Consider the following 22,012-nt stretch of genomic DNA (forward strand, 5'->3'; position numbering starts at 1 on the left):
GCTGACAGTCCGTCATCGCGAGCAAGCTCGCTCCCACAGTGGATTGCATATACCTGCTAAACGACCTGCTGACTCTTGATCGTCTGTTCCAGCGCCTGGACGCAGCGCTCTTCGGCGGTGTCGAGTTCCAGTTTCATCTGCTCGATGTCCAGCAGTTGCTGTTCAAGCTGTTCACGGCGTTCGGTGATTTTCGCCAGCATGCTGTGCAGCTGTTTTTGATTACCGCTGGTGGGGTCGTAGAGTTCGATCAGTTCGCGGCATTCGGCCAGGGAAAAGCCGATGCGCTTGCCGCGCAGGATCAGCTTCAGGCTGACCTTGTCGCGTGGCGAGTAGATGCGTTCCTGGCCGCGGCGCTCAGGGCTGAGCAAGCCTTGCTCTTCGTAAAAGCGAATGGCGCGGGTGGTGATGTCGAGCTCGCGGGCGAGATCGGAAATGCTGTAGGTCTGGCTGCTCATGGGCGCGCTCGAAAAAGAGGTCATGACGCTAAGCTAATGTCAGGTTGACGTTAACGTCAAGGAGGAAAAGATCGCAGCCTGCGATCTTTTGATCTTTCTCAAGCCAACGGCTTATCCAGCTTCTTCTCATGCGCCGTCACCTGCTGGCACAACTCGATCATCTGCTCGCGCATCCAGCGGTTGGCCGGGTCCTGGTCGGTGCTTTCGTGCCAATAGAGGTGGGTTTCCACCGGCGGTACATCATTGACCGGCAGATTGAAGGCGTGCAGGTCATGACGGCGGGCGAAACGCTCTGGCACAGTCATCACCATGTCGGTCTGCTGCAACACCTGGGAGGCCATCAGATAATGCTGCGAACGCAGGGCGATCTTGCGCTGGATACCCATTTTGCCCAGCGCCAGGTCGACATAGCCCAAGCCGCTACGACGGCTGGAAATGTGAATGTGGGTCAGTGACAGGTAGTCGTCGAGGGTGAATTTTTCCTTGCTCGCCAGGGGATGGCCCTTGCGCATGGCGCACACGTAGCGATCTTCCATCAGTTTGACGTGGCGTACTTGCGGGTCAGTGTTGAGCGGTGCATCGACGGCAAAGTCCAGGCGGCCGGCGGCGAGCTCCTTGGTGGTCTCGCGGCGTTTGGACAGAAAACTTTCGATGATCACCGTCGGCGCCAGACGCCGCAGGCGCTGGAACAGCGGCGGCAGGATCACCGCCTCGGTGAGGTCGGTCATGCTGATGCGATAGGTCTTGACCGCCTGCAGCGGGTTGAAAATCCGGCTTTCCTGCACCGACACCCGCAGCAACGACAGGGCGTTGCGCACCGGGCCGATGATGTTTTGCGCCATGGGCGTAGGCACCATGCCCTGGGCCGTACGCACGAACAACGGGTCGTTGAAAGTCTCGCGCAAACGGGCCAGAGCGTTCGACACCGCCGGCTGGGTAATGCCGACAATCTGTCCGGCGCGGGTCAGGTTGGCTTCGGTGTAGATCGCGTCAAAGACGATGAAAAGGTTGAGGTCGACCTTGCTTAGATTCATGGCGTTTCGCTCTTGGCTTTTGTTATAGGAGCAGGTGGCTCGATCAGTCGATCATATATCGGTGATGAATGTTAATACACGCCGAGAATAGGCTAGGTAAATTATCAACGCTGATCTAGCATCGATTCATGACCTCAACAACGTCTTCAACACCTCGTCAAAAAAGGTAACCGCCCATGGATTTCGCCTATTCGCCCAAGGTTCAGGAACTGCGTGAACGCGTGACTGCGTTCATGGATGCTTATGTTTATCCAGCCGAAGCGGTGTTCGAACGCCAGGTCGCCGAAGGTGATCGCTGGCAGCCGACCGCGATCATGGAAGAGCTGAAAAACAAGGCCAAGGCCGAAGGCTTGTGGAACCTGTTTTTGCCGGAATCAGAACTGGGCGCCGGCCTGACCAACCTGGAATACGCGCCCTTGGCGGAAATCATGGGCCGCTCCTTGCTCGGGCCTGAGCCGTTCAACTGCTCGGCACCGGACACCGGCAACATGGAAGTGCTGGTGCGCTACGCCAATGAAGAGCAAAAGCAACGCTGGCTGGAACCGCTGCTGCGCGGCGAGATCCGTTCGGCGTTCGCCATGACCGAGCCGGACGTCGCCTCTTCTGACGCCACCAACATGGCCGCCCGTGCCGAGCGCGACGGTGACGAGTGGGTGATCAACGGCAAGAAATGGTGGACCTCCGGCGCGTGCGATCCACGCTGCAAAATCCTGATTTTCATGGGGCTGAGCAACCCCGACGCACCGCGTCATCAGCAGCACTCGATGATTCTGGTGCCGGTAGATACGCCGGGCGTGAAGATCGTCCGTCCACTGCCGGTGTTCGGCTACGACGACGCGCCTCACGGTCACGCCGAAGTGCTGTTCGAGAACGTCCGTGTACCTTATGAGAGCGTACTGTTGGGTGAGGGCCGTGGTTTCGAGATCGCCCAGGGGCGCCTTGGCCCGGGCCGGATTCACCACTGCATGCGTTCGATCGGCATGGCGGAGCGGGCACTGGAATTGATGTGCAAACGTTCGGTCAGCCGCACCGCATTCGGCAAACCGCTGGCGCGCTTGGGCGGTAATATCGACAAGATTGCCGACTCGCGGATGGAAATCGACATGGCACGGCTGCTGACACTCAAAGCGGCCTACATGATGGACACCGTGGGCAACAAAGTGGCGAAAAGCGAGATCGCCCAGATCAAGGTGGTTGCGCCAAACGTCGCCTTGAAGGTGATCGACCGGGCGATCCAGATCCACGGTGGCGCGGGGGTTTCCAACGATTTCCCGCTGGCCTACATGTACGCCATGCAACGTACGCTGCGTCTGGCCGACGGCCCGGACGAAGTGCACCGTGCGGCGATCGGCAAGTTTGAAATCGGCAAATACGTGCCGAAAGAAATGCTGCGCAGCGGGCACTGAGTCCCGATGTTGTACCTCACCCGCAAGCGCAGTGTTGCTGTGTTTGCGGGTGATCGCATTTCCAGCCGCTCTTCAATCGAGCGCGATCACACCGACAGCGCTTTCACCTCGCGGCCAAACCGCTCCCGATACACCGACGGCGGCAGCCCGACTACGCTGCGAAACGCCACGCGGAAACTCTCCACCGAACGGTAACCACATTGCAGCGCGATGGACTCGGTGTTGTGGGCGCTGCTTTCCAGCAACTCCCGTGCACGCGCCAGACGTTGCTGCTGCAGCCAGGATTTGGGTGAAGCGCCAGTGGCTTCGCTGAACCGTCGCAGAAACGTTCGCTCGCTCATGGCCGCCTGGCTCGCCAATTCGCGTACGCCCAGCGGTTCATGCAAGCGTTCGCGCGCCCACTGCATGACGCGCGACAGATCGCTGCGCGGCGTGCGGCTGACGGGGGCGGGAATGAACTGTGCCTGGCCACCGGTGCGTTGCGGCGACATCACCAAACGACGTGCTACCGAATTGGCGACTTGCGTGCCGAAGTCCCGCGCTACCAGATGCAGGCACGCATCAATGCCGGCGGCGCTGCCGGCAGAGGTGATCACCTGGCCCGAATCAACGTACAGCACGTCGGGGTCGACCAGAATGTTCGGGAAGCGTTCGGCCAGTTCCTCGGTATAACGCCAGTGAGTCGTTGCGCTCAGTCCGTCGAGTAGGCCGGTGGCTGCCAGCACAAACACCCCGGAACAGATCGAGAGCAGCCGCGCGCCTCGGGCATGGGCCTGGCGCAGGGCTGTGAGCAGCGCTTCGGGTATCGGATCGCTGCGACCGCGCCAGCCGGGGATGATGATAGTTCTCGCGGTTTCCAGCAGTTCCATGCCGCCGTCCGCCAGTACCTGAATGCCGCCCATGGCGCGCATCGGTCCCTGATCGACAGCGACGATCCGGTGTTCGTACCAGGGGAAATCAAACTCCGGCCGCGCCAGTCCGAAGATCTCCACGGCAATCCCGAACTCGAAGGTGCAGAGACCGTCGTAGGCCAGTATCGCGACTAATCCGGGTTCAGTGTGCATTTGGCGGAAAATTCCCAGTGAGTGTCTTGTGCGCCACTGTAGCGGTATCGGCGAGTTGGATACAGTCCTCTCACACCCACACACGCTTTGGAGAACACCCATGACCAGTCTGGTTCGCGAGATTCCTGCCGCTCCATCCGCCGTTGCCCTGATGCACTTCAGCAACCGCCTGACCTTTGAAACCGACTGTTCCGACGTTTTTGGCAGCCAGCAGGCGGGTGACGTGGATTTCGTTCTAGTGGATGTACGCAGTCCGCTGGCTTTCGAGCGCGGCCATGTGCCAGGCGCGATCAATATCCCGGGGCGCTTGATCACTGCTGATTTATTGGCGGCTTACCCGAAAACCACGCTGTTCGTGGTGTATTGCGCCGGCCCACACTGCAACGGCGCCAACAAGGCTGCGGTGAAGCTTGCGGCGCTGGAATACCCGGTCAAGGAAATGATCGGCGGAGTGACGGGGTGGCTGGATGAAGGTTTTGAGTTGAGCCGCCTGGCTGAGCTGTCAGCCAGTGCGGCAATCGGATGCGAGTGCTGAGCCTTTGATGCCCTGTAGCAGCTGTCGAGCTTGCGAGGCTGCGTTCGGCTGCGGAGCAGTCGTTGAATCAGGCAATGCGCTCTTCCAGGCAAACCGCGGGTTCAGGATTTACGAGGACTTCGTCCTCGAACGCAGCCTCGCAAGCTCGACAGCTGCTACAGGGTGTGTCAGGCCCCCGACGCGGCCGCACGCCACTCATCCAGCGTCGCCTGCAACCAGTCGAACACCTGGCGGTAAGCGGCGCTGTCGTCCTGATCCCGCGGCAGGGGCGACTCTTCGCCGAAGTGGGTGTTGAGTAGCGCGACCGATTCGGCATTCCATTCCGGGTGAAACTGCAATCCCACGTGGGTCGAGCCCACGGCGTACATCTGCTGTTCACACAGGGCGCTGCTGGCCAGCAACCGTGCGTCTGGCGGCAGATCAATCGCATCCTCATGCCATTCCAGCACCTTCAATGCGCGCCCATCGGCAAACGCCAGCGAGGTCCAGCCGGTTTCGGGCCGGGCCATTCGCCGTACGTTCCCACCCAGGCTCAAGGCCAGCAACTGCGCGCCCAGGCAAATGGCGAACACCGGTGCGCCCTGTGCGAGACTAGCGGCCAGCCACCGACGTTCCTCGGCCAGCCACTCGGGACCTGCGTTAGCTTCATAAGGCCCGCCCAGAATAATCACCGGTGCAGCGCCTGCGTGCGGTAACTGACCGAGGTCGGCGCGAAACACCTTCAGCGTCAGTCCCCGGGACTCGGCCCAATCGTCAATTGCGCCCGGGCCTTCGGCGGGGTGGTGCTGGATCAGGTTCAACGAGTTCGAGTACTCGGGCATGGTTCGGATCTCAGGTAGCGGTGAGTTGTACGGTCGGCTTTTTCCGTCGGAATGTGCGGCATCTTGACTGAAAGCGAGGCGTTTCTGAAGGCCGTTGTACCGCTCTGGCGCCTGCAATTACCGCGAGAAATACCTTCGCTACTTTTTTATAACTATTTGTCGCATATACACAATTTGCATCCTGGGTGCAGCTCTAGACTGCCGGCCACTTCGATAAATACTAGCCACAAGCTATCCATCGAATGCTGCCAATAAGAGTCTCCGCACACAGGAGTTATAAATGAAGAAGCTAGTGATGTTCGGTGCTCTGGCACTGTCCGTGTTGTCCCTGTCGGCCGTGGCCGAAGATGCCAAGCCGATCCGTCTGGGGATCGAAGCGGGCTACCCGCCATTTTCGATGAAGACCCCCGACGGCAAACTGACCGGTTTTGACGTGGACATCGGCGATGCGCTGTGTGAGCAGATGAAAGTGAAATGTACCTGGGTCGAGCAAGAGTTCGATGGCCTGATCCCGGCGCTCAAGGTCAAGAAAATCGACGCGATCCTGTCGTCCATGACCATCACCGACGACCGCAAGAAAAACGTCGACTTCACTATCAAGTACTACCACACCCCGGCACGTTTCGTGATGAAGGAAGGTACCAACATCAAGGACCCGCTGACCGAACTCAAGGGCAAGAAAGTCGGTGTGCTGCGCGCCAGTACCCACGACCGCTTTGCCACTGAAGTGCTGGTGCCGGCCGGTATCAGCCTGGTGCGCTATGGCTCCCAGCAGGAAGCCAACCTGGACATGACCTCAGGTCGCCTCGACGCAATGCTGGCGGATTCGGTGAACCTTGACGACGGCTTCCTGAAAACCGACGCCGGCAAAGGCTTCGCGTTCGTAGGCCCGGAATACGAAGATGCCAAGTACTTTGGCGGTGGTGCCGGTATTGCTGTGCGCAAAGGCGATACGGAGCTGGCGAGCAAGTTCAATACCGCCATCAATGAAATCCGCGCCAACGGCAAGTACAAGCAAGTGCAGGACAAATACTTCAAGTTCGACGTTTACGGCAAATAATTTCACCGTTCAAAAAGGTGGCTACTGTTGACGCAGTGGCCACCTTTTTTATGTGTGTTTGATTTACCCTGCGCGACATCTCACCCGCAGTAGCCTGACCCGGGAGCTCATCATGCAACGTATCGACCATCCACTGCCCTGGAGCCACCTTGGCACCGAGCGTAGCCTCAGTGTGTTTCGTTTTGGCGCCGGCGCACGCAAGGTCTACATTCAGGCCAGCCTGCACGCCGATGAGCTGCCGGGCATGCGCACGGCCTGGGAGTTGAAAAAGCGTCTCACCGAACTCGAAGCCCAGGGCCAGCTCAAGGGCGTTATCGAACTGGTGCCGGTGGCCAACCCGATTGGCCTGGACCAGCACCTGCAAAGCGCCCACATGGGGCGTTTCGAGCTGGGCAGCGGGAAGAATTTCAATCGGGCTTTCTACGAGCTCAGCGGGCCGGTGGGGGCGTTGATCGGCTCACAGTTGGGCAGCGACGCCGACGCCAACATTGCGTTGATCCGCCAGACCATGGGTCAGGTCCTCGATCGATTGCCAGCGCCGGCTTCGCAGTTGGAAGCCTTGCATCGGTTGCTGCTGCGTCATGCCTGTGAGGCCGACATCACCCTGGATTTGCATTGCGATTTCGAGGCGGCGATCCACATTTATGCGCTGCCGCAACACTGGCCGCAGTGGCAGTCTTTGGCCGCGCGGTTGAAGGCTGGCGTAGCGTTGTTGTGCGAAGACTCCGGTGGCAGTTCGTTTGACGAGTCCTGTTCGTCACCGTGGTTGCGGCTGGCCAGAGCCTTTCCTCAGGCGGCGATTCCGCCGGCCAACCTGGCGACGACGCTGGAGTTGGGAAGCATGGGCGACACGCGGGTCGATCAGGCTCAGGCCAATTGCGAGGCGATCCTTGGGTTCCTGGCAGAGCAGGGGTTTATTGCCGGGCAGTGGCCGCAGGCACCCAGTGAGTGCTGTGAGGGGATGCCGTTCGAGGGGACGGAGTATCTGTTTGCACCGCATCACGGGGTGGTGAGTTTTCTGCGTGAGGCGGGTGAGTGGGTCGAGAAGGGCGATGCGTTGTTCGAGGTGGTCGATCCGTTGAGTGATCGGGTCACAGTGGTGTGTGCCGGGACCAGTGGGGTGTTGTTTGCGCTGGATCGTGGGCGGTATACACAGCCGGGGACCTGGCAGGCGAAGGTGGCAGGAAGGGAGGCGATCCGGGTTGGAAAGTTGATCAACGATTGAGCTTGAGCTCAACGTCAGGCTATTGCGAGAATTCAGCGTTTTTTCGAAGGAAGGTCCATGTTCAGGTTTTTTGCGGTGTTGATGTTGATGGTGTCTTCTGTTGCCCACGCGGCGCTCAACGATGATTTACCGTTGTCATACCTTGAGCAATCGAACCCTGATTCGCGCAATCAGCCGTTGGTGATTTTTCTCCACGGTTCCGGCAGTAACGAAGAGGACCTGTTCGACATCAAGGACGAGTTGCCGTCGCAGTACACGTACCTGTCAGTGCGGGCGCCGCAGGCGGTGGAGGAGGACAGTTATCAGTGGTTTCGCAAGAAGGGCGAAGGCGCTTATGACGGTGATACCGACGATCTGAACAGCAGCAGCGCGCTGATTGTCGATTTCGTGGCGCAGGCGGCGAAGAAGTATCACACCGAGGCCGATAAGGTGTTTCTGGTGGGGTTCAGCCAAGGCGCGATCATGTCGTATGAAGTTGCCTTGCGTCATCCCGACGTGGTGCGCGGGATTGCGGCGTTGAGTGGCAAGGTGCTACCGGTGTTGCGGTCGCAGCTCAAGGCCGACAAGGCGCTTGAGCCGCTGGCGATTTTCATCGGTCACGGCACGGCCGACCTGAAGCTGCCCTACAGCGATGGCAGTGAGGCCAGCAGCCTGTTGCAGAGCATTGCCCTCACACCTGAATTTCATGCTTATCCCGGCATTGGCCACACCATCAGTGCGACCGAAATGCAGGATTTGAACGCCTGGTTGCTGCGGATCAATCAGTAGCCTGGGCACTTACTTGTCGCCAAGGATCTGCTTGACCAGTGCCGCATGCCCGGCCTTGTCGTCGGCGCGGGAGATGATCTGGATCAGCATCATGCGCGTGCCGGAGCCGGCCAGCAGGCTGGTATTGAGGGTCGGCCCACCGCCCTGGGTGGCGGTACTGTCGATCTGGCGCAGGCCGAGGCCTTTGACGGTCAGGCTTTTTTCGCTTTGTTTATTGAAGTCAGGCAAGGCTTCGCGTTGTTGGGTGGCAAAATCGGACACCGACTCATCGAGGAACGTGGCGTCGTTGTCTTTGACATTCAGGCCGTTGGGCAAGGTGTTTTCGGCGACGATCAGTACGGTTTTGCTTGCCTGGTTGGTGTACATGGTGCCCGACGCGCCGGAAGTACCCTTGGCGTCGTCGCCGCCTGCCAGTGGGTTGGCGATGAAGCCCTGGGGCAGGGTGAACGCGAATTTGCCGCCCAGCGCCGAGACTTGTTGCGCGGGTGCGGTTTTAGTGGCCGGTTGCTTGGCGGCGTAAACGCTGACGGCAGCGAAGCTGGTAACCGCTGTCAGGAACAGGACAACGGCTTTTTTACTAAACGACATGCAAACTCTCCGGGGTAATCGCGCTATGGCGGCGATCATCCCACGGCCAACCTTGATCACTCCAGCGCGATCTTGAGTCAGGGCGCGAGGGGCGACGTGAGGTCATCAGAACAGCGCGGCGACCATCAGGGTCGGGATCAGTTCGACTGAGCGCTCAATGGCAACAATGGTCGTGAGTAGCATCGACTACCCTAAGAGGTGAGCGAGGGCCGCCTATCATGTTGTCGGAACCGGTTTTCAACGTGCGGTCACTGCTTCAGGTGCGGTATTGGTGCCGCCTCTGGACGACCACACGTATGGAGTCAGATTGATGAAAGCAACGACCTGCGCCTGCCCTAACTGCAACTGCAAACTGGGTGAGCACTCTATCGTCCGTCACGGCAAACACTATTGCTGTGAAGGCTGCGCCAAGCATCATGAACACGGCGAGGCCTGCACCTCGACGGGTTGCCAATGCGCCAAGGGGGCTCACGGCTGAAAGCATCTGCCTGAACGTGGAGCCGCTTGCGCTCCACGTTGAGCGCGCGTGTCAACTGGCAGCAATCGCAGTGCCTCGTTACCATGAGGCCTTCGCCCTCTATCACGATGCTTGCCCATGGCCCTTGCCGCTCCGCCTGATCTCAGCGACACCGATGTGCCGGTGCAGCCGTTGGCGCGCACCTATCCGCGTGGCTTGTATATCGAACCGCACGAACACGTTTGGGGTCAGTTACTGTACGCGATGAGCGGGGTGATGTGGGTCGAGACACCTGCCGAAGCGCTGGTGGTGCCGCCGCAACGGGCGGTCTGGTTGCCGCCGGGTGTAGTGCACGGGATTCGCGTGGTGTCGGATTTGCAGATGCGCAATATCTACCTGCGTCCCGCGTTGGCCGCGACTCTGGGCAACCGCGTTCAGGTGATCGAGGTGGGTGGATTGCTGCGCGAGTTGATTCTCGGGTTGGTGGAGCAGGGCGACCGTGGGCCGGCGGATTACTACGAGGCGCTGGTGGGGCTGGCGTTGCTGGAGCTGAAACGGGCGAAACGTTCGCTGCTGAAAATCCCCATGCCGGACAACACTGAGCGGCGGCTGGTGAACCTTTGCCAGGCGGTCATGGCCGCACCGTCGCTGGATATTCCTTTTGAGCAGCACGCCGAAAATGCCGGTGCCAGCGTGCGTACCCTGGCGCGGCTGTTTAAGGATGGATTGGGCATGGGCTTTGCCGAATGGCGGCGTCAGGTGCAATTGGCGGTTGCGGTCGCCGAGTTGATCCAGGGCGTTCCAGTCAGTGCAATCGCCCGCGAACTGGGCTATTCGCCGAGCAGCTTCAGCGACATGTTTCGCCGTGAACTGGGCGTTTCACCCTCGCAATTTGCCCATGAAGGCGATGCCGGTTTCGCGCCGTAGCGGGTTTTTTGGCCGAAATCCTGAAGGACTTGGCCGATCGCTTTGGCGGCTACTCTCTAGACTCTGCGCATACCCCATTGCACGGAGTTCAGCATGAACTACCTCATTTCACTGTCCATTGGTCTTGGCGTTGGCCTGCTCTACGGCGCACTGGATTTTCGTTCGCCCGCGCCACCGGCCATCGCGCTGGTGGGGTTGCTGGGCATGCTGGCTGGCGAGCAGTTGTGGCCCATGGGGCGGCAGTTGGTAGCTGGCTGGATCTCCTGAAATCCCTTCATTTATCTGGTAGACATTCCCATGAAAGCTCTGCAATTCGATAAAACCGGTGATCTGGCGGCCTTGCGCTACGTTGAGCTGCCGACTCCGATTCCGGGCGCCAACGAGGTGCTGGTGCAGATCAAAGCCGCTGGTTTGAACCCCAGCGATGTGAAGAACGTGCTCGGACGTTTTCCCTACACCACGCTGCCACGAATCCCCGGACGCGACTTCGCCGGCGTGGTGATTGAAGGCCCGCAGGCGCTGATCGGTCAGGAAGTCTGGGGCACGGGCCGCGAGTTGGGCTTTTTCGCCGATGGCTCTCATGCGCAATTCGTGAAACTGCCGGCCAAGGGCGTCGCACTCAAACCAACGCATTTGAGTTTTGCCCAGGCGGCCAGCCTTGGCGTGCCTTACACCACCGCGTGGGATGCACTGGAGCGCAGCCTGGTAACCGCGCAAACCCGTTTGCTAGTGATCGGTGGTGGTGCGGTAGGGAGCGCGGCGTTGGCGCTGGCGAAAATTCGTGGCGCTCAGGTGTTGGCGGCAGCGCGGCGTCCGGAGCAGGTCAAGGCCTTGCAGGCCCAGGGTTTCAATACGATCCAACTGGCAAAGCCGGAGGAGCTGGGCGCTCAGGTCAATGCGGTTTTCGCCGGCGGCGCTGACGTGATTTTTGACACCACTGGCTTCTGGCTGCCGGCGGCGGTAGCGGCGTTGGCGACCTTCGGCCGTATTGCAATCATTGCAGCACCGGTCGACGGGCATGTGCAACTGCCGGCGCTGGCGTTGTATCGCCGGGGCGGTTCGGTGGTTGGAATCAACTCGCTGCTGTACGGCGTCGAAGCCTGCGCGGCGATGCTTGAGCAGTTCGGTCGGTTCTTTGATGAGGGCTTGTTGCCGCTGCCGGAAGGGCTGGTGGAGTCGCCACTGGCCGAGGGGGTTGAGCGTTATGCCGAGGTGAATCAGGGCAGTGGCGACAAAGTGATTTTGTTGCCTTGAAATTGTCGGTTCCGATGTGATCCATCGACGGGTGATGACCGTGGCGAGGGAGCTTGCTCCCGTTCGGCTGCGAAGTAGTCGCAAAGCGGATGACGCGTTCCGGCATTTGGAACGCGAATTCCATTATTGGGCCGGCTGCGCCGTCCAGCGGGAGCAAGCTCCCTCGCCACAGGTTACGCCTCAGGCACACCATTCTCCCACGCCGACCAGTTCTTCAGAATCTCCTGTACCAGCGGGTTACCGGTGCGGAAGAGGTTTTCCAGGGCGGGGACGAACCCACCTTGATCGGCGTACTTGAGCAGGTTGTCGACTTCGCTGTACCCCGGATACGGACGGTCGAAGTCGGAACCAGCGCGTACCACCGCCAGGCGCTGGATATCCACCAGACCTTCACGGCTGGCGCGCAGCAGCGCTTCATACGTTGAGTTGTCTTCCTGCTGAGTCGTGCAATAAACGCCTTTGTTGTCCGTCAGCAATCGGGTCCAGACGTCGGCGCGCTCGCTCAGGCGTGTTCCGGAATACCAGGTATTGCCCGCCAGCGTGTCGCACTGCGTGACCACTGGCGGCTGATTGGCCGGGGCGTAGGGGTATTTCACCCGCCACGCGGCGGACTCCTGGCTTTCGCTCAACGCTACGTTGTGGGTCAGGGTGAAGGCCTTGGCTTGCAGCTTCGGGTTGAGTTCGAAGACTTCGGTCTTGTAGTCCAGCGGTGGTTTCTCGTTCGGGCCTTGGGTATTGATGCCGATGTAACCGGTCGGCCACGCCGAAGGAACGTCTCGCGAGTCCAGTTCCCACTGGGTGCCGAATTCCACCAGGTAATGGGCCCACGCAGCGGTGCCGATGGTGCCGCGGTGCGGGTTGATGCCGGCAATTCCGGCGATCAGGAAATAGCTTTTGCGCAGGTCGAATTTCGGCGACAGGGCCAATGCCAGCGTGGAGGCTGCGGCGTTGGTCTGGCCCATGCCAGTGACCATCAGGCACACCTGCTGTGTATTGCAGCGAATGTTCGGGTACTCGGCGGAAAGTCCTGGTACACGGATCTCCTGTTTGAGTTCCAGACGATCAATCCAGTTTTGCGCTTCCGGGGCGAACATGCTGATCAGCATGACTTTCGGGGTGATCGGGGCCTCGGCCGCCCAGACACTGGAAGAGAGCAGGGCGCTGCAGGTCAGACCGGCTGACAGAGAAAGGCGGGTAATTGCGTGCATGGAACCTCCTTGGTAGATGTTGATAACGAACCAGCTTGCCACTCAGAATTGATACCCGACACCCGCGTAGTAACCCCAGCCCTCGGAGCGAGCGCGGAAGTTGCCGTCACCAAAGTTCAACTCACTGCCATCTTCCCAGTTGCCGCCGTTATGGAAATAACGCCCGACCAGGGTGAAGCGCAGGTGTGTGAATGAATAGAGCAATACGTTGGTGGCCACGGTAGCGTTGGCCGTGCGTGCCGGATTGTCTTTATGCAGGTCCGAGCCAAAGTCGAAGTTGGTGAAACCAATGTAGGTCAGTGACGCGCCATTGCTGAAGCTGTCGATGGGCACGACGTACTTCAACTGGGCGCGATAACCGTCCCACGAGTACTCGTTGCTGGCGCCGTAGTTCTCCCACTGATAACGCCCGTAGATGTTGGCCGACAGGTTGACCCGCGAATGGGTGTCAATGTCGGTGCCCAGGCCACTGTAAAGCGTGTTGGCGCGATTGGCGGTGCTGCTGCCGTGGTCGTAGATCCAGTCGAAGGCGACATACCATTCCTTGAATGGCCCGACCGCCAGGCTGCGACCGGCCAGGTAGTCGATGGAAATGCGCGGTTCGTGCTCCATGAACAGCGGCGAGCCGTGATCCCAGACGCCTTTGTCATGGCTGTTGCCGATGCCGAGGATCTTCGGGGCGTCAATGTAGCCATACAGTTCAAACGGTCCCTTGCGCCCGAAATATTCGTACTCCAGGTAAACGTCATCCGCCGGCTGTGGGCCGAAGCTGATGTCCTTGCTGCCGATCAGCATCAGGTCCTGGTTGAACCAGTCCGACAGGTACGCACCCTTTTTCGGTGGGCTGGCTTCGGCGCTGAGGGCTTCGCCTTGTGCGGACTCATCAACGGTTTCTTCCTGGGCGTGGGCGACCGGGCTGAGAAGTCCTGTAACGGTACTTAATACCAAGGAAACGGCAAAAGCGGGGCAGGACGCGGTGCGTCTGGGAGTGGCGTGCATTGAAAATCCTTGTTCGTGCAGTGGTGGGTCGAACTTGAGCACTCATGCGTTGAAGTATCGTTCAAGCTTCTGACGCAAACGTTTGCATGTTGCGGACCAATTTGGAACAGGCGCTTGAATTAAAGAGAAATTTTGTGAATTAGCTGACGTTTTGCTCAGCAATGTGTTCCATCGGCGGGCGGGTCTGTACGAAAGCGGGGCGGGCACTGTCAGCTCTTGCGCCGCGCTCTGTTAGAATTGCTCAACTTGAATTCCAGAGGTGCCCCCATGAGCGAGCCGATTCGCCTGACCCAGTACAGCCACGGTGCGGGCTGTGGTTGCAAGATTTCGCCTCAGGTGCTGGAGGTGATTCTGGCCGGCAGCGGCGCGCAGAATCTCGACCCTAAGCTCTGGGTGGGTAATGCATCGCGCGATGACGCAGCGGTGTATGCCATCGACGACGAGCGTGGCGTGGTGTCGACCACTGACTTCTTCATGCCGATTGTCGATGACCCGTTCGATTTCGGTCGTATCGCTGCCACCAATGCCATCAGCGACATTTACGCCATGGGCGGTGATCCGTTGATGGCGATTGCAATCCTCGGCTGGCCGGTCAACGTGCTGGCGCCGGAGATTGCCCGGGAAGTGATTCGCGGCGGCCGTTCGGTCTGTGATGAGGCGGGCATTCCCCTGGCCGGCGGGCATTCGATCGATGCGCCGGAGCCGATCTTCGGCCTGGCGGTCACCGGGCTCGTGCAAAAACGCCACATGAAACGCAATGACACCGCCACCGCCGGTTGCTTGCTGTACCTCACCAAACCGCTGGGCATCGGCATCCTCACCACGGCCGAGAAGAAGGGCAAACTGCGCGCCAGCGACATCGGCCTGGCCCGTGACTGGATGTGTACCCTGAACAAACCCGGTAGTCGCTTTGGCAAACTCGATGGTGTGACCGCGATGACCGACGTTACCGGTTTCGGGTTGCTGGGGCATCTGGTGGAAATGGCCGATGGCAGCGGTGTGACCGCGCGTATTTATTACGACCGCGTGCCACGTCTGCCGGGCGTTGAGTACTACCTCGATCAAGGCTGTGTGCCGGGCGGGACGCTGCGTAACTTCGACAGTTATGCCGACAAGATTGGACGCATACAGGAACTGCACAAGCGTGTGCTGTGCGATCCGCAAACCAGCGGCGGTTTGCTGGTCGCCGTGACGCCCGAGGGTAACGAGCAGTTCCTGGCCGTTGCCGCCGAGCTGGGGCTGAACCTGTCACCGATTGGCGAACTGGTTGAGCGACAGAGCAACGCGGTAGAGGTGATTTGATGCCCATCGATATCACTGATTACCGCGACATCTTCCTCAATGATCGGCCAATGATGGATACCCGTGCGCCGGTCGAGTTCACCAAGGGTTCGTTCCCCGGGGTGATCAACCTGCCGCTGATGACGGACGACGAGCGTGAGCGGATCGGCACCTGCTACAAACAGCAAGGTCAGCAGGCCGCCATCGTGCTTGGACATCAGCTGGTATCGGGTGAGATCAAGGCGGCGCGCATCCAGGCGTGGGCTGATTTTGCCCGGGGCAATCCTGACGGTTGTCTGTATTGCTTTCGCGGCGGTTTACGTTCGCAGATCGTTCAGCAATGGCTCAAGGACGAGGCGGGCATCGACTACCCCCGGGTGGGTGGCGGCTACAAGGCGATGCGGACTTTCCTGCTGGAAACGGTCGATCAGGCGGTCGAGCAGTGCGATTTCGTACTGCTCGGTGGTATGACCGGTACCGGTAAAACCGACGTCCTCACCCGTTTGAACAACGGTCTGGACCTTGAAGGCCACGCCAATCATCGCGGCTCCAGCTTCGGCAAGCGTGCGACCGGGCAGCCCTCCAACATCGACTTCGAGAACCGCCTGGCGGTGGACGTGCTGAAAAAACGCGCCCAAGGAATCGAACAGTTCGTGCTCGAAGATGAGAGCCGCATGGTGGGCAGCTGTGCCTTGCCACTGCCGCTGTATCAGGGCATGCAGCAGTATCCGATGGTCTGGCTCGAAGACAGCCTGGAAGGTCGGGTCGAGCGGATTTTGCGTGATTACGTGGTGAACCTGTATGCGGAATTCATCGCCGTGTATGGCGAAGAAGGCTTCGCGCAGTTCTCTGAACGTTTGCTGGGCAGTTTGAACAATATCAGCAAGCGTCTGGGTGGCGAGCGTCACCAGCGCATGTTCGATTTGATGGAAGCCGCGTTGGCCGAGCAGGTGCGCAGCGGTGCAGTGGACTTGCACCGTGGCTGGATCGAAGGATTGTTGAAAGAGTATTACGACCCGATGTACGCCTTCCAGCGCGAGAAGAAAGAGGCCCGAATCGAGTTCTCCGGTGAACAGGCCGCCGTGCTCGAGTACTTGCGTGAGCGGGCTAACCGGTAAAGCTCAGAGGCAGGCGTTGGCCAACCAACGCCTGCAATCCCCTTTAAAGCACCAACGCCCCGATCAGCCCGCAAATCACGCCAATCAACATGGTTAGCCCAGCCACGGTCACCAGCACTCGGGTGTCGAAGTCCTTACGCAGCATCAACAGCGACGGCAGGCTGATGCTCGGCAAGGTCATGAGCAGGGCCACGGCCGGTGCGGTACCCATACCCAAGGTCATCATGGTCTGCACGATGGGAATTTCCGCGGCGGTGGGGATCATGAACAGCGTGCCGACGATGGCCAGCGGTATCAGCCATAGCAAGCTGTTGGCCATCGCGCCGTCAACGTGAGGGAACAACCAGACCCGGGCGGCGCCCAGAACCAGTACTGCCAGCACGTAGACCGGAATGGTGGTCCAGAACAGTTGCCACAAGGTTCGCGCCCAGCGGCTCAGGAAGGGTTGGGTGTCGGTTGTGCGGGTGGCTTCGGCCACTGCTTCCAGCGCCGCTTCCGGCATGTACTCGGGGCGCGAGATACGTTGGGCGACCAACGAAACACCCAGTACCAGCACAATCCCCGCCACCAGCCGCAGTGCGGTAAAGCCCCAGCCGAGCACGAAGCCCATGAACACCAGCGTTGCCGGGTTGAGTACCGGGTTGGCAATCCAGAAGGCCAGCGCCGCACCCACCGAGACGTTCTGACGGCGCATGCCTGACACCACGGGCGCGGCGCAGCAGGTGCACATCATGCCTGGCAGGGCGAACAACCCGCCGCGCAGGGTCGAAGAAAAACCGGCACGGCCGAACAGGCGCAGCAGCCAGTCTCGCGGAATCAATACCTGCAGCAGCGAACCCAGAATCACTGCCAGTACGGCCGCTTTCCAGATCGCCAGGAAGTACACCTTGGCGTACGCCAGTGCAGCGGCCAGCGGTGCGGTTTGCTCATCGTTGAGGATCGACGCGCCGATACTGTGACTGTCGGCGGCCACGAAAGCCTTGAGGTAGTAGGGCGACCACTTGACGTAATAGAGGCCGATACAGGCGACCAGCAAGAACAGGGCGGGTTTCCACCAGAGCGCCAGGCTCCGGTTGGGGGCCGCTAAGGAGTTGGACATGCAGAGGCTCCGGACAATAGGGACAGTGGCGCATCATACTCCAGTGCAGTCTAGTCCAGAGGCTCGGATAACGATGGGCACAAGCCGACCCATTATGATTTAACCTGCCCCAATCAACGCCGTGCCTATAATCTAGCCGCCTTACAGGACGGGCATCCGCCGCAACCAACGCCCTCCATCAGCCATTCATTTGTCACTGGATGTTCACTATGACCGATCTGTCTGCGTTCCCGATCACCGAAAAATGGCCTGCCCAGTTTCCCGAGTGGATACAGCTTTACTCCCTGCCGACACCCAACGGCGTCAAAGTCTCGATCATGCTCGAAGAGATCGGCTTGCCTTACGAGCCGCATCGGGTGGGTTTCGACACCAATGATCAGCTGTCTCCAGCGTTTTTGTCACTGAACCCCAACAACAAGATTCCGGCGATCCTGGACCCCCATGGACCGGATGATCAGCCACTGGCGCTGTTCGAGTCCGGGGCGATTCTGATCTACCTCGCCGACAAAAGCGGGCAACTGCTGGCGCAGGAATCGGCTGCGCGTTACGAGACGATTCAGTGGCTGATGTTTCAAATGGGCGGCATCGGGCCGATGTTTGGCCAGTTGGGCTTTTTCAATAAATTTGCCGGCAAGGATTACGAGGACAAACGCCCGCGTGACCGCTACGTCGACGAAAGCAAGCGTTTGCTGAACGTGCTCGATGGTCGCCTGGAAGGTCGCGACTGGATCATGGGCGAGCGTTACACCATTGCCGATATCGCGACTTTCCCCTGGGTGCGCAACCTGATCGGCTTCTATGAGGCGGGTGACCTGGTCGGGATCAAGAACTTCCCGAATGTATTGCGTGTGCTGGAACGCTTCCTGGCACGTCCTGCGGTGATTCGTGGTCTGGAAATTCCCAAGTAACGGCAAACAACGCCACTCCAGCGCAATGCCTTGGAGTGGCGTTACGTCGCGATCAAGAGTCTGCTGGCGGAGCCTGAGGTTTTTTGCTGAAAGCGCCAGACTGTTACCGAATCGGAAACAAACTCTTCCCGAACTTGCGTTTGTATCGTTGGGGGAGAGGGGCATAAGCTGCCTTCCTTTGCGACTTTCGTCTTGTCCAGGCCGTTGGCCTCCTGCCAGGAAATCCTATGTCCAGCCAGTTCCCCGAAGCCCGTCCGCGCCGTTTGCGCCGCAATCCGCAGTTGCGCAACCTGTTCCAGGAAACCGAGTTCAGCCTCAATGACCTGGTGCTGCCGATCTTTGTCGAAGAGGAAATCGACGATTTCGTGCCTATTACCAGCATGCCTGGCGTGCGGCGGATTCCAGAGTCGAAACTGGCCGGGGAAGTCGAGCGCTATGCGCGGGCGGGCATCAAATCGGTGATGACCTTCGGGGTCTCCCATCACCTGGATGGCAGCGGCAGCGACACCTGGAACGAAAACGGTCTGGTGTCACGCATGGCGCGGATCTGCAAGGACGCGGTGCCGGAGATGATCGTGATGTCCGACACCTGTTTTTGTGAGTACACCGATCATGGCCACTGTGGGGTGATTCACGCGGGTGAAGTCGACAACGACAAAACCCTGATCAACCTCGGCAAGCAAGCCGTCGCCGCTGCACGTGCCGGGGCAGACGTGATTGCGCCTTCAGCGGCGATGGACGGGCAGGTTCAGGCCATTCGCCGGGCCCTCGACGAAGCCGGTTTCAACCAGACCTCGATCATGGCCTATTCGACCAAATTCGCCTCGGCACTCTACGGCCCGTTCCGCGAAGCCGGTGGCAGCGCGCTCAAAGGTGATCGCAAAAGTTACCAGATGAACCCGATGAACCGCCGCGAAGCGGTGCGCGAATCGTTGCTTGACGAACAGGAAGGCGCCGATGCGCTGATGGTCAAGCCGGCCGGTGCGTATCTGGACATCATCCGTGATATCCGTGAAGCGTCGCGTTTGCCGTTGGCGGCTTATCAGGTGAGTGGCGAGTACGCGATGATCAAGTTCGGCGCCGCCGCCGGTGCCATCGATGAAGACCGCGTGGTACGCGAGAGCCTGGGCGCGATCAAGCGCGCGGGTGCGGACCTGATCTTCACCTACTTTGCGATGGACCTGGCGTTGAGTGGAATCTGAGTCGTTGGCGTTTGCGTGTTACCAGAGAAACGGCTTGATCCCGTGGTCCCGGAAGTAACGCTCGATGACTTTCGGGTCGGCCGACAGGTCGGCGACGGCGACGTAAGTGTCAGGCCTTAATAGATAGAAGCCGTTGCGCGCCAGACCGGCGGCTTCGTGGGTCGGATGCCAGTCGAAAATATGCAGGGCCAGATGATGTTCGGCGCACCAGGCAAGCATTTCTTCGCTGGTGTCGCCATACACGTGAACTTGCCAGTTCAGGCTTGTCAGGCTGTTGAAATTATCGGTCTCGCTGTCGTGCGCCCAAGGCAGGCGATCACCGCCGAAGACATGACCTGCGTGACCTTCGCTCAGGGGCATCCCGCGATAATTCAGGGTGATTTGCGAAACGGTACGGAACAGATATTCGCGTGCCAGTTCCACTGAGGCCATTTTTGACAGCAGAAACGGTGCAACCCGCGTGCGTATCAGATCGGCCATTGGGCCTTCAGCGGAGACGAAACTGAACACCCGGTCGGTGGTCGACACCAGTCGCCGGGCAAAGGCCATGCGTTCGACGTCATAACTGTCGAGCAGTTTGTCGTTGGCTGCGCCGTTGAGTACCGCGGCGAGTTTCCAGGCCAGATTGATCGCATCGCCAATTCCGGTGTTCATGCCCTGGCCGCCGGCGGGGCTGTGCACATGGGCGGCATCGCCCAGCAAAAAGGCGCGCCCGAAGCGGAAGGTGTCCGCTACCCGGTGGTGGACCCGGTAGGTCGAGAACCAGTTGACCTTATGTACCTGAACCTTCAAGTGTTCGATGGCCCGGCTGCTGACGTCCTCAAACTTGAGGGTTTCGGCCTGCTCAGCGCGCTCGTCGCGCACGGTACCGATCAGCCGTGCGCGGCCTTCGCCGGCCAACGGAAAAACCGCCAGGAAGTCGGCTTCATCAAGGTCCGCATGCAATTCGCCATTGAGCGCCGGACCGCTGGCCTCGACGTCGGCAACGTAAAACACTTGCTGGTAGGTGCCGCCGGGGAAACCAATGTCGAGTGTCTTGCGTACGGTAGAGCGCGCGCCATCACAACCTGCCAGGTAGCAGGTCTGACAGGTCTGCTCTTGCCCGTCGGGCAGGAGCAACTGCGCGGTGACGGTGCCGCCATGTTCACTGAAGCTGGTCAGTTCGGTGTCGCGCTCGACCACCACGCCTAGCTGCTCCAGACGTTCGATCAACAACCGTTCATGTTGATCTTGCGGGTAAATCTCCAGAAACGAGTAGGGGGTCAGGTCCTTGCCGATCTCCTCGAACGGTAACCGTGCCACCGGTTCGCCTTTAACCCACAGATTGACCGCCGGCACTTTGTGGCCGTGCTGCACCACGGCCTGACTGAGGTCGAGCTGGCGGTACAACTCCAGGGTACGCGCTTGAACCGCCAGGGCGCGCGAAGTGGTGCCGGGTGCGCTGGTCTTGTCGAGGATGCGCACCCGGACTCCCAGCTTGTTGAGCCAAAGCGCCAGGACCAGTCCTGTGGGGCCGGCGCCAATGATCAGTACATCGCTGCGGTTCATGTCGTTGCCCTCGGCCGAGAGTCCCGCTGAACAGGGGTGTAACCAGTTTAGATCCGATCCCGGTACCGAGGATCAATACGACAATCAACGAGGTGATGAAGAAGTCGAGGCTCAGCCTCGGGCCGATCTCAGTAAACCCCGGGGATAAGCCGCCAGGTTTTCGCGCAGTAAGCCTCGTACTCAGCACCAAACTGACTGCGCAGCAAGGCTTCCTCTGCATTTATACGGGCAATCAGGGCGGGGAGCAGCAGGGCGGTGAGCACGACCCCGACGCCAGAGCGAAAGGCCAGCGCCCAGCCCAGTGCGTTGACCAGCATCCCGAGATAACTCGGGTTGCGCAGCGTTCGGTAGATACCGTCAGTCACCAGCGTATGTCCGGGTTGAATGGCGACCAGGCCGCTGAAGCGTTTGCCGAGTACGAACACTGGCCACATCCGCAACGCACCACCTGCAATGAATAGGAACGCGCCAACCCAGCGCATGCCTTCGCCACCGAAGGTCCAGAAGTCGACCCGGTCGGTATAGGCGGGAACAAACGCGGACAGTAGGCCGATCACACCAAATACCGGCAGTACCCAGCGATTGGCCCGGTCTTCACGTTCTCCGGAACTCAAGTTGCCTTCAGTGAACAGCCCTAGTCCCGTCATCACTAGAGTCGCAAGGGCAATGACCACGAGGGCAGGATGGTAGAAAAACGCAGCAAAACCACCCAGTCCCAGAATGGCGAGTCCGAGATAGACCAAAGTTGCTGCAATACTGAACACGGCCAGCTTTGGGGAGATGTTCATGGCGGGGGCTCGGAGGGCAGACTCTTTAAGCGTAGTGGGATCAGGCGGATTGCAGTGCTAGATCTGCCATTTTTGCCCTTAAGTATAGAAAAACCAAATTAAGGGTTGACGGCGAATTGTATCTGTCTATAATTTGCCTCACTTCCGGCGCAGTCGAAACGGAAAACTCCTTGGTAAACAAAGAGTTACGCAGTTTTCGGCAGCGGGTTGCTTCAGTTCATCGAAGCCTGGAAGGAGTTGGTAGGGCAGTGTGCTTTCGCCTTATTG

Annotated in this window: 23 protein-coding genes; 13 read left to right on the plus strand and 10 right to left on the minus strand. The window is 59.7% G+C overall.

The window, feature by feature from the left end:
• Positions 1 to 56: 56 nt before the first annotated feature.
• Both NTD87_RS05295 and NTD87_RS05300 read right to left on the minus strand, forming a co-directional pair.
• Positions 57 to 455, minus strand: coding sequence for a MerR family transcriptional regulator (locus tag NTD87_RS05295; protein WP_123426380.1), 399 nt, complete (start codon positions 453 to 455; stop codon positions 57 to 59).
• A gap of 98 nt (positions 456 to 553) precedes the next feature.
• The gene (locus tag NTD87_RS05300) at positions 554 to 1,489 is read right to left on the minus strand and encodes a LysR family transcriptional regulator (protein WP_262112381.1); all 936 of its coding nucleotides are present in this window, start codon (positions 1,487 to 1,489) and stop codon (positions 554 to 556) included.
• A 176-nt stretch (positions 1,490 to 1,665) separates the two neighbouring features.
• On the opposite strand from NTD87_RS05300, the gene NTD87_RS05305 reads away from it, so the two are divergent.
• The gene (locus NTD87_RS05305) at positions 1,666 to 2,895 is read left to right on the plus strand and encodes an acyl-CoA dehydrogenase (RefSeq protein WP_262112382.1); all 1,230 of its coding nucleotides are present in this window, start codon (positions 1,666 to 1,668) and stop codon (positions 2,893 to 2,895) included.
• A gap of 86 nt (positions 2,896 to 2,981) precedes the next feature.
• On the opposite strand, the gene ftrA is transcribed toward NTD87_RS05305, so the two are convergent.
• A complete protein-coding gene (gene ftrA, locus NTD87_RS05310; RefSeq protein WP_262112385.1) occupies positions 2,982 to 3,959 on the minus strand; it encodes a transcriptional regulator FtrA in 978 nt (325 codons plus the stop codon).
• Between the two features lie 100 nt (positions 3,960 to 4,059).
• Between ftrA and NTD87_RS05315 the strand changes: the two genes are divergently transcribed.
• A complete protein-coding gene (locus NTD87_RS05315; protein ID WP_262112387.1) occupies positions 4,060 to 4,494 on the plus strand; it encodes a rhodanese-like domain-containing protein in 435 nt (144 codons plus the stop codon).
• 167 nt (positions 4,495 to 4,661) lie between these two features.
• Here NTD87_RS05315 and NTD87_RS05320 read toward each other — a convergent pair whose 3' ends face one another.
• Positions 4,662 to 5,315 carry a type 1 glutamine amidotransferase gene (locus NTD87_RS05320; protein ID WP_262112389.1) on the minus strand — a complete coding sequence of 218 codons (654 nt, stop codon included), beginning with the start codon at positions 5,313 to 5,315 and terminating at the stop codon, positions 4,662 to 4,664.
• A gap of 280 nt (positions 5,316 to 5,595) precedes the next feature.
• On the opposite strand from NTD87_RS05320, the gene NTD87_RS05325 reads away from it, so the two are divergent.
• The 3 genes from NTD87_RS05325 (at position 5,596) to NTD87_RS05335 (ending at position 8,368) form a co-directional block, all read left to right on the plus strand.
• Positions 5,596 to 6,375: an ABC transporter substrate-binding protein gene (locus tag NTD87_RS05325; RefSeq protein ID WP_262112391.1), complete on the plus strand. Its 780-nt coding sequence runs from the start codon at positions 5,596 to 5,598 to the stop codon at positions 6,373 to 6,375.
• 112 nt (positions 6,376 to 6,487) lie between these two features.
• Positions 6,488 to 7,600: a succinylglutamate desuccinylase/aspartoacylase family protein gene (locus NTD87_RS05330; protein ID WP_262112393.1), complete on the plus strand. Its 1,113-nt coding sequence runs from the start codon at positions 6,488 to 6,490 to the stop codon at positions 7,598 to 7,600.
• A 57-nt stretch (positions 7,601 to 7,657) separates the two neighbouring features.
• Complete coding sequence (locus NTD87_RS05335) at positions 7,658 to 8,368, plus strand: alpha/beta hydrolase (RefSeq protein ID WP_262112394.1); 711 nt, start codon at positions 7,658 to 7,660, stop codon at positions 8,366 to 8,368.
• 9 nt (positions 8,369 to 8,377) lie between these two features.
• On the opposite strand, the gene NTD87_RS05340 is transcribed toward NTD87_RS05335, so the two are convergent.
• Positions 8,378 to 8,956, minus strand: coding sequence for a hypothetical protein (locus NTD87_RS05340; RefSeq protein ID WP_262112396.1), 579 nt, complete (start codon positions 8,954 to 8,956; stop codon positions 8,378 to 8,380).
• Positions 8,957 to 9,266: 310 nt separating this feature from the next.
• On the opposite strand from NTD87_RS05340, the gene NTD87_RS05345 reads away from it, so the two are divergent.
• The 4 genes from NTD87_RS05345 to NTD87_RS05360 all read left to right on the plus strand — a co-directional run bounded on the left by NTD87_RS05345 (position 9,267) and on the right by NTD87_RS05360 (position 11,594).
• The gene (locus NTD87_RS05345; protein WP_071554713.1) at positions 9,267 to 9,434 is read left to right on the plus strand and encodes a metallothionein; all 168 of its coding nucleotides are present in this window, start codon (positions 9,267 to 9,269) and stop codon (positions 9,432 to 9,434) included.
• A gap of 117 nt (positions 9,435 to 9,551) precedes the next feature.
• The gene (locus NTD87_RS05350; RefSeq protein WP_262112399.1) at positions 9,552 to 10,340 is read left to right on the plus strand and encodes an AraC family transcriptional regulator; all 789 of its coding nucleotides are present in this window, start codon (positions 9,552 to 9,554) and stop codon (positions 10,338 to 10,340) included.
• A gap of 93 nt (positions 10,341 to 10,433) precedes the next feature.
• Complete coding sequence (locus NTD87_RS05355) at positions 10,434 to 10,607, plus strand: XapX domain-containing protein (protein WP_262112400.1); 174 nt, start codon at positions 10,434 to 10,436, stop codon at positions 10,605 to 10,607.
• A gap of 30 nt (positions 10,608 to 10,637) precedes the next feature.
• Positions 10,638 to 11,594 (plus strand): zinc-binding alcohol dehydrogenase family protein, encoded by a 957-nt coding sequence (locus NTD87_RS05360; protein ID WP_262112401.1) that lies wholly within the window; start codon positions 10,638 to 10,640, stop codon positions 11,592 to 11,594.
• 173 nt (positions 11,595 to 11,767) lie between these two features.
• On the opposite strand, the gene NTD87_RS05365 is transcribed toward NTD87_RS05360, so the two are convergent.
• Positions 11,768 to 12,802 carry a purine-nucleoside phosphorylase gene (locus NTD87_RS05365; protein WP_262112402.1) on the minus strand — a complete coding sequence of 345 codons (1,035 nt, stop codon included), beginning with the start codon at positions 12,800 to 12,802 and terminating at the stop codon, positions 11,768 to 11,770.
• A 42-nt stretch (positions 12,803 to 12,844) separates the two neighbouring features.
• Positions 12,845 to 13,801 (minus strand): nucleoside-specific channel-forming protein Tsx, encoded by a 957-nt coding sequence (locus NTD87_RS05370; RefSeq protein WP_262112403.1) that lies wholly within the window; start codon positions 13,799 to 13,801, stop codon positions 12,845 to 12,847.
• A gap of 267 nt (positions 13,802 to 14,068) precedes the next feature.
• Here NTD87_RS05370 and selD point away from each other — a divergent pair, with 267 nt between their 5' ends.
• Together selD and mnmH are read left to right on the plus strand one after the other, a co-directional pair.
• Positions 14,069 to 15,103 (plus strand): selenide, water dikinase SelD, encoded by a 1,035-nt coding sequence (gene selD, locus NTD87_RS05375; RefSeq protein ID WP_262112405.1) that lies wholly within the window; start codon positions 14,069 to 14,071, stop codon positions 15,101 to 15,103.
• Positions 15,103 to 16,200: a tRNA 2-selenouridine(34) synthase MnmH gene (gene mnmH, locus NTD87_RS05380; RefSeq protein ID WP_262112406.1), complete on the plus strand. Its 1,098-nt coding sequence runs from the start codon at positions 15,103 to 15,105 to the stop codon at positions 16,198 to 16,200. The genes selD and mnmH overlap by 1 nt, the downstream gene beginning before the upstream one ends.
• Before the next feature lie 43 nt (positions 16,201 to 16,243).
• On the opposite strand, the gene NTD87_RS05385 is transcribed toward mnmH, so the two are convergent.
• Entirely contained in the window at positions 16,244 to 17,299 is a 1,056-nt protein-coding gene (locus NTD87_RS05385; RefSeq protein ID WP_262112407.1) for a permease, read from the minus strand.
• A 209-nt stretch (positions 17,300 to 17,508) separates the two neighbouring features.
• On the opposite strand from NTD87_RS05385, the gene NTD87_RS05390 reads away from it, so the two are divergent.
• Positions 17,509 to 18,207, plus strand: coding sequence for a glutathione binding-like protein (locus tag NTD87_RS05390; protein WP_262112408.1), 699 nt, complete (start codon positions 17,509 to 17,511; stop codon positions 18,205 to 18,207).
• 227 nt (positions 18,208 to 18,434) lie between these two features.
• Entirely contained in the window at positions 18,435 to 19,409 is a 975-nt protein-coding gene (hemB, locus tag NTD87_RS05395) for a porphobilinogen synthase (RefSeq protein ID WP_262112410.1), read from the plus strand.
• Positions 19,410 to 19,427: 18 nt separating this feature from the next.
• Here the strand turns inward: hemB and NTD87_RS05400 are convergent, their stop codons facing one another.
• Both NTD87_RS05400 and NTD87_RS05405 read right to left on the minus strand, forming a co-directional pair.
• Positions 19,428 to 20,957: an FAD-dependent monooxygenase gene (locus NTD87_RS05400; RefSeq protein ID WP_262112412.1), complete on the minus strand. Its 1,530-nt coding sequence runs from the start codon at positions 20,955 to 20,957 to the stop codon at positions 19,428 to 19,430.
• A gap of 128 nt (positions 20,958 to 21,085) precedes the next feature.
• Entirely contained in the window at positions 21,086 to 21,745 is a 660-nt protein-coding gene (locus NTD87_RS05405; protein ID WP_262112413.1) for a methyltransferase family protein, read from the minus strand.
• Positions 21,746 to 22,012: the final 267 nt, after the last annotated feature.

This window comes from Pseudomonas sp. 6D_7.1_Bac1, from assembly GCF_025465945.1.
GTDB lineage: Bacteria > Pseudomonadota > Gammaproteobacteria > Pseudomonadales > Pseudomonadaceae > Aquipseudomonas.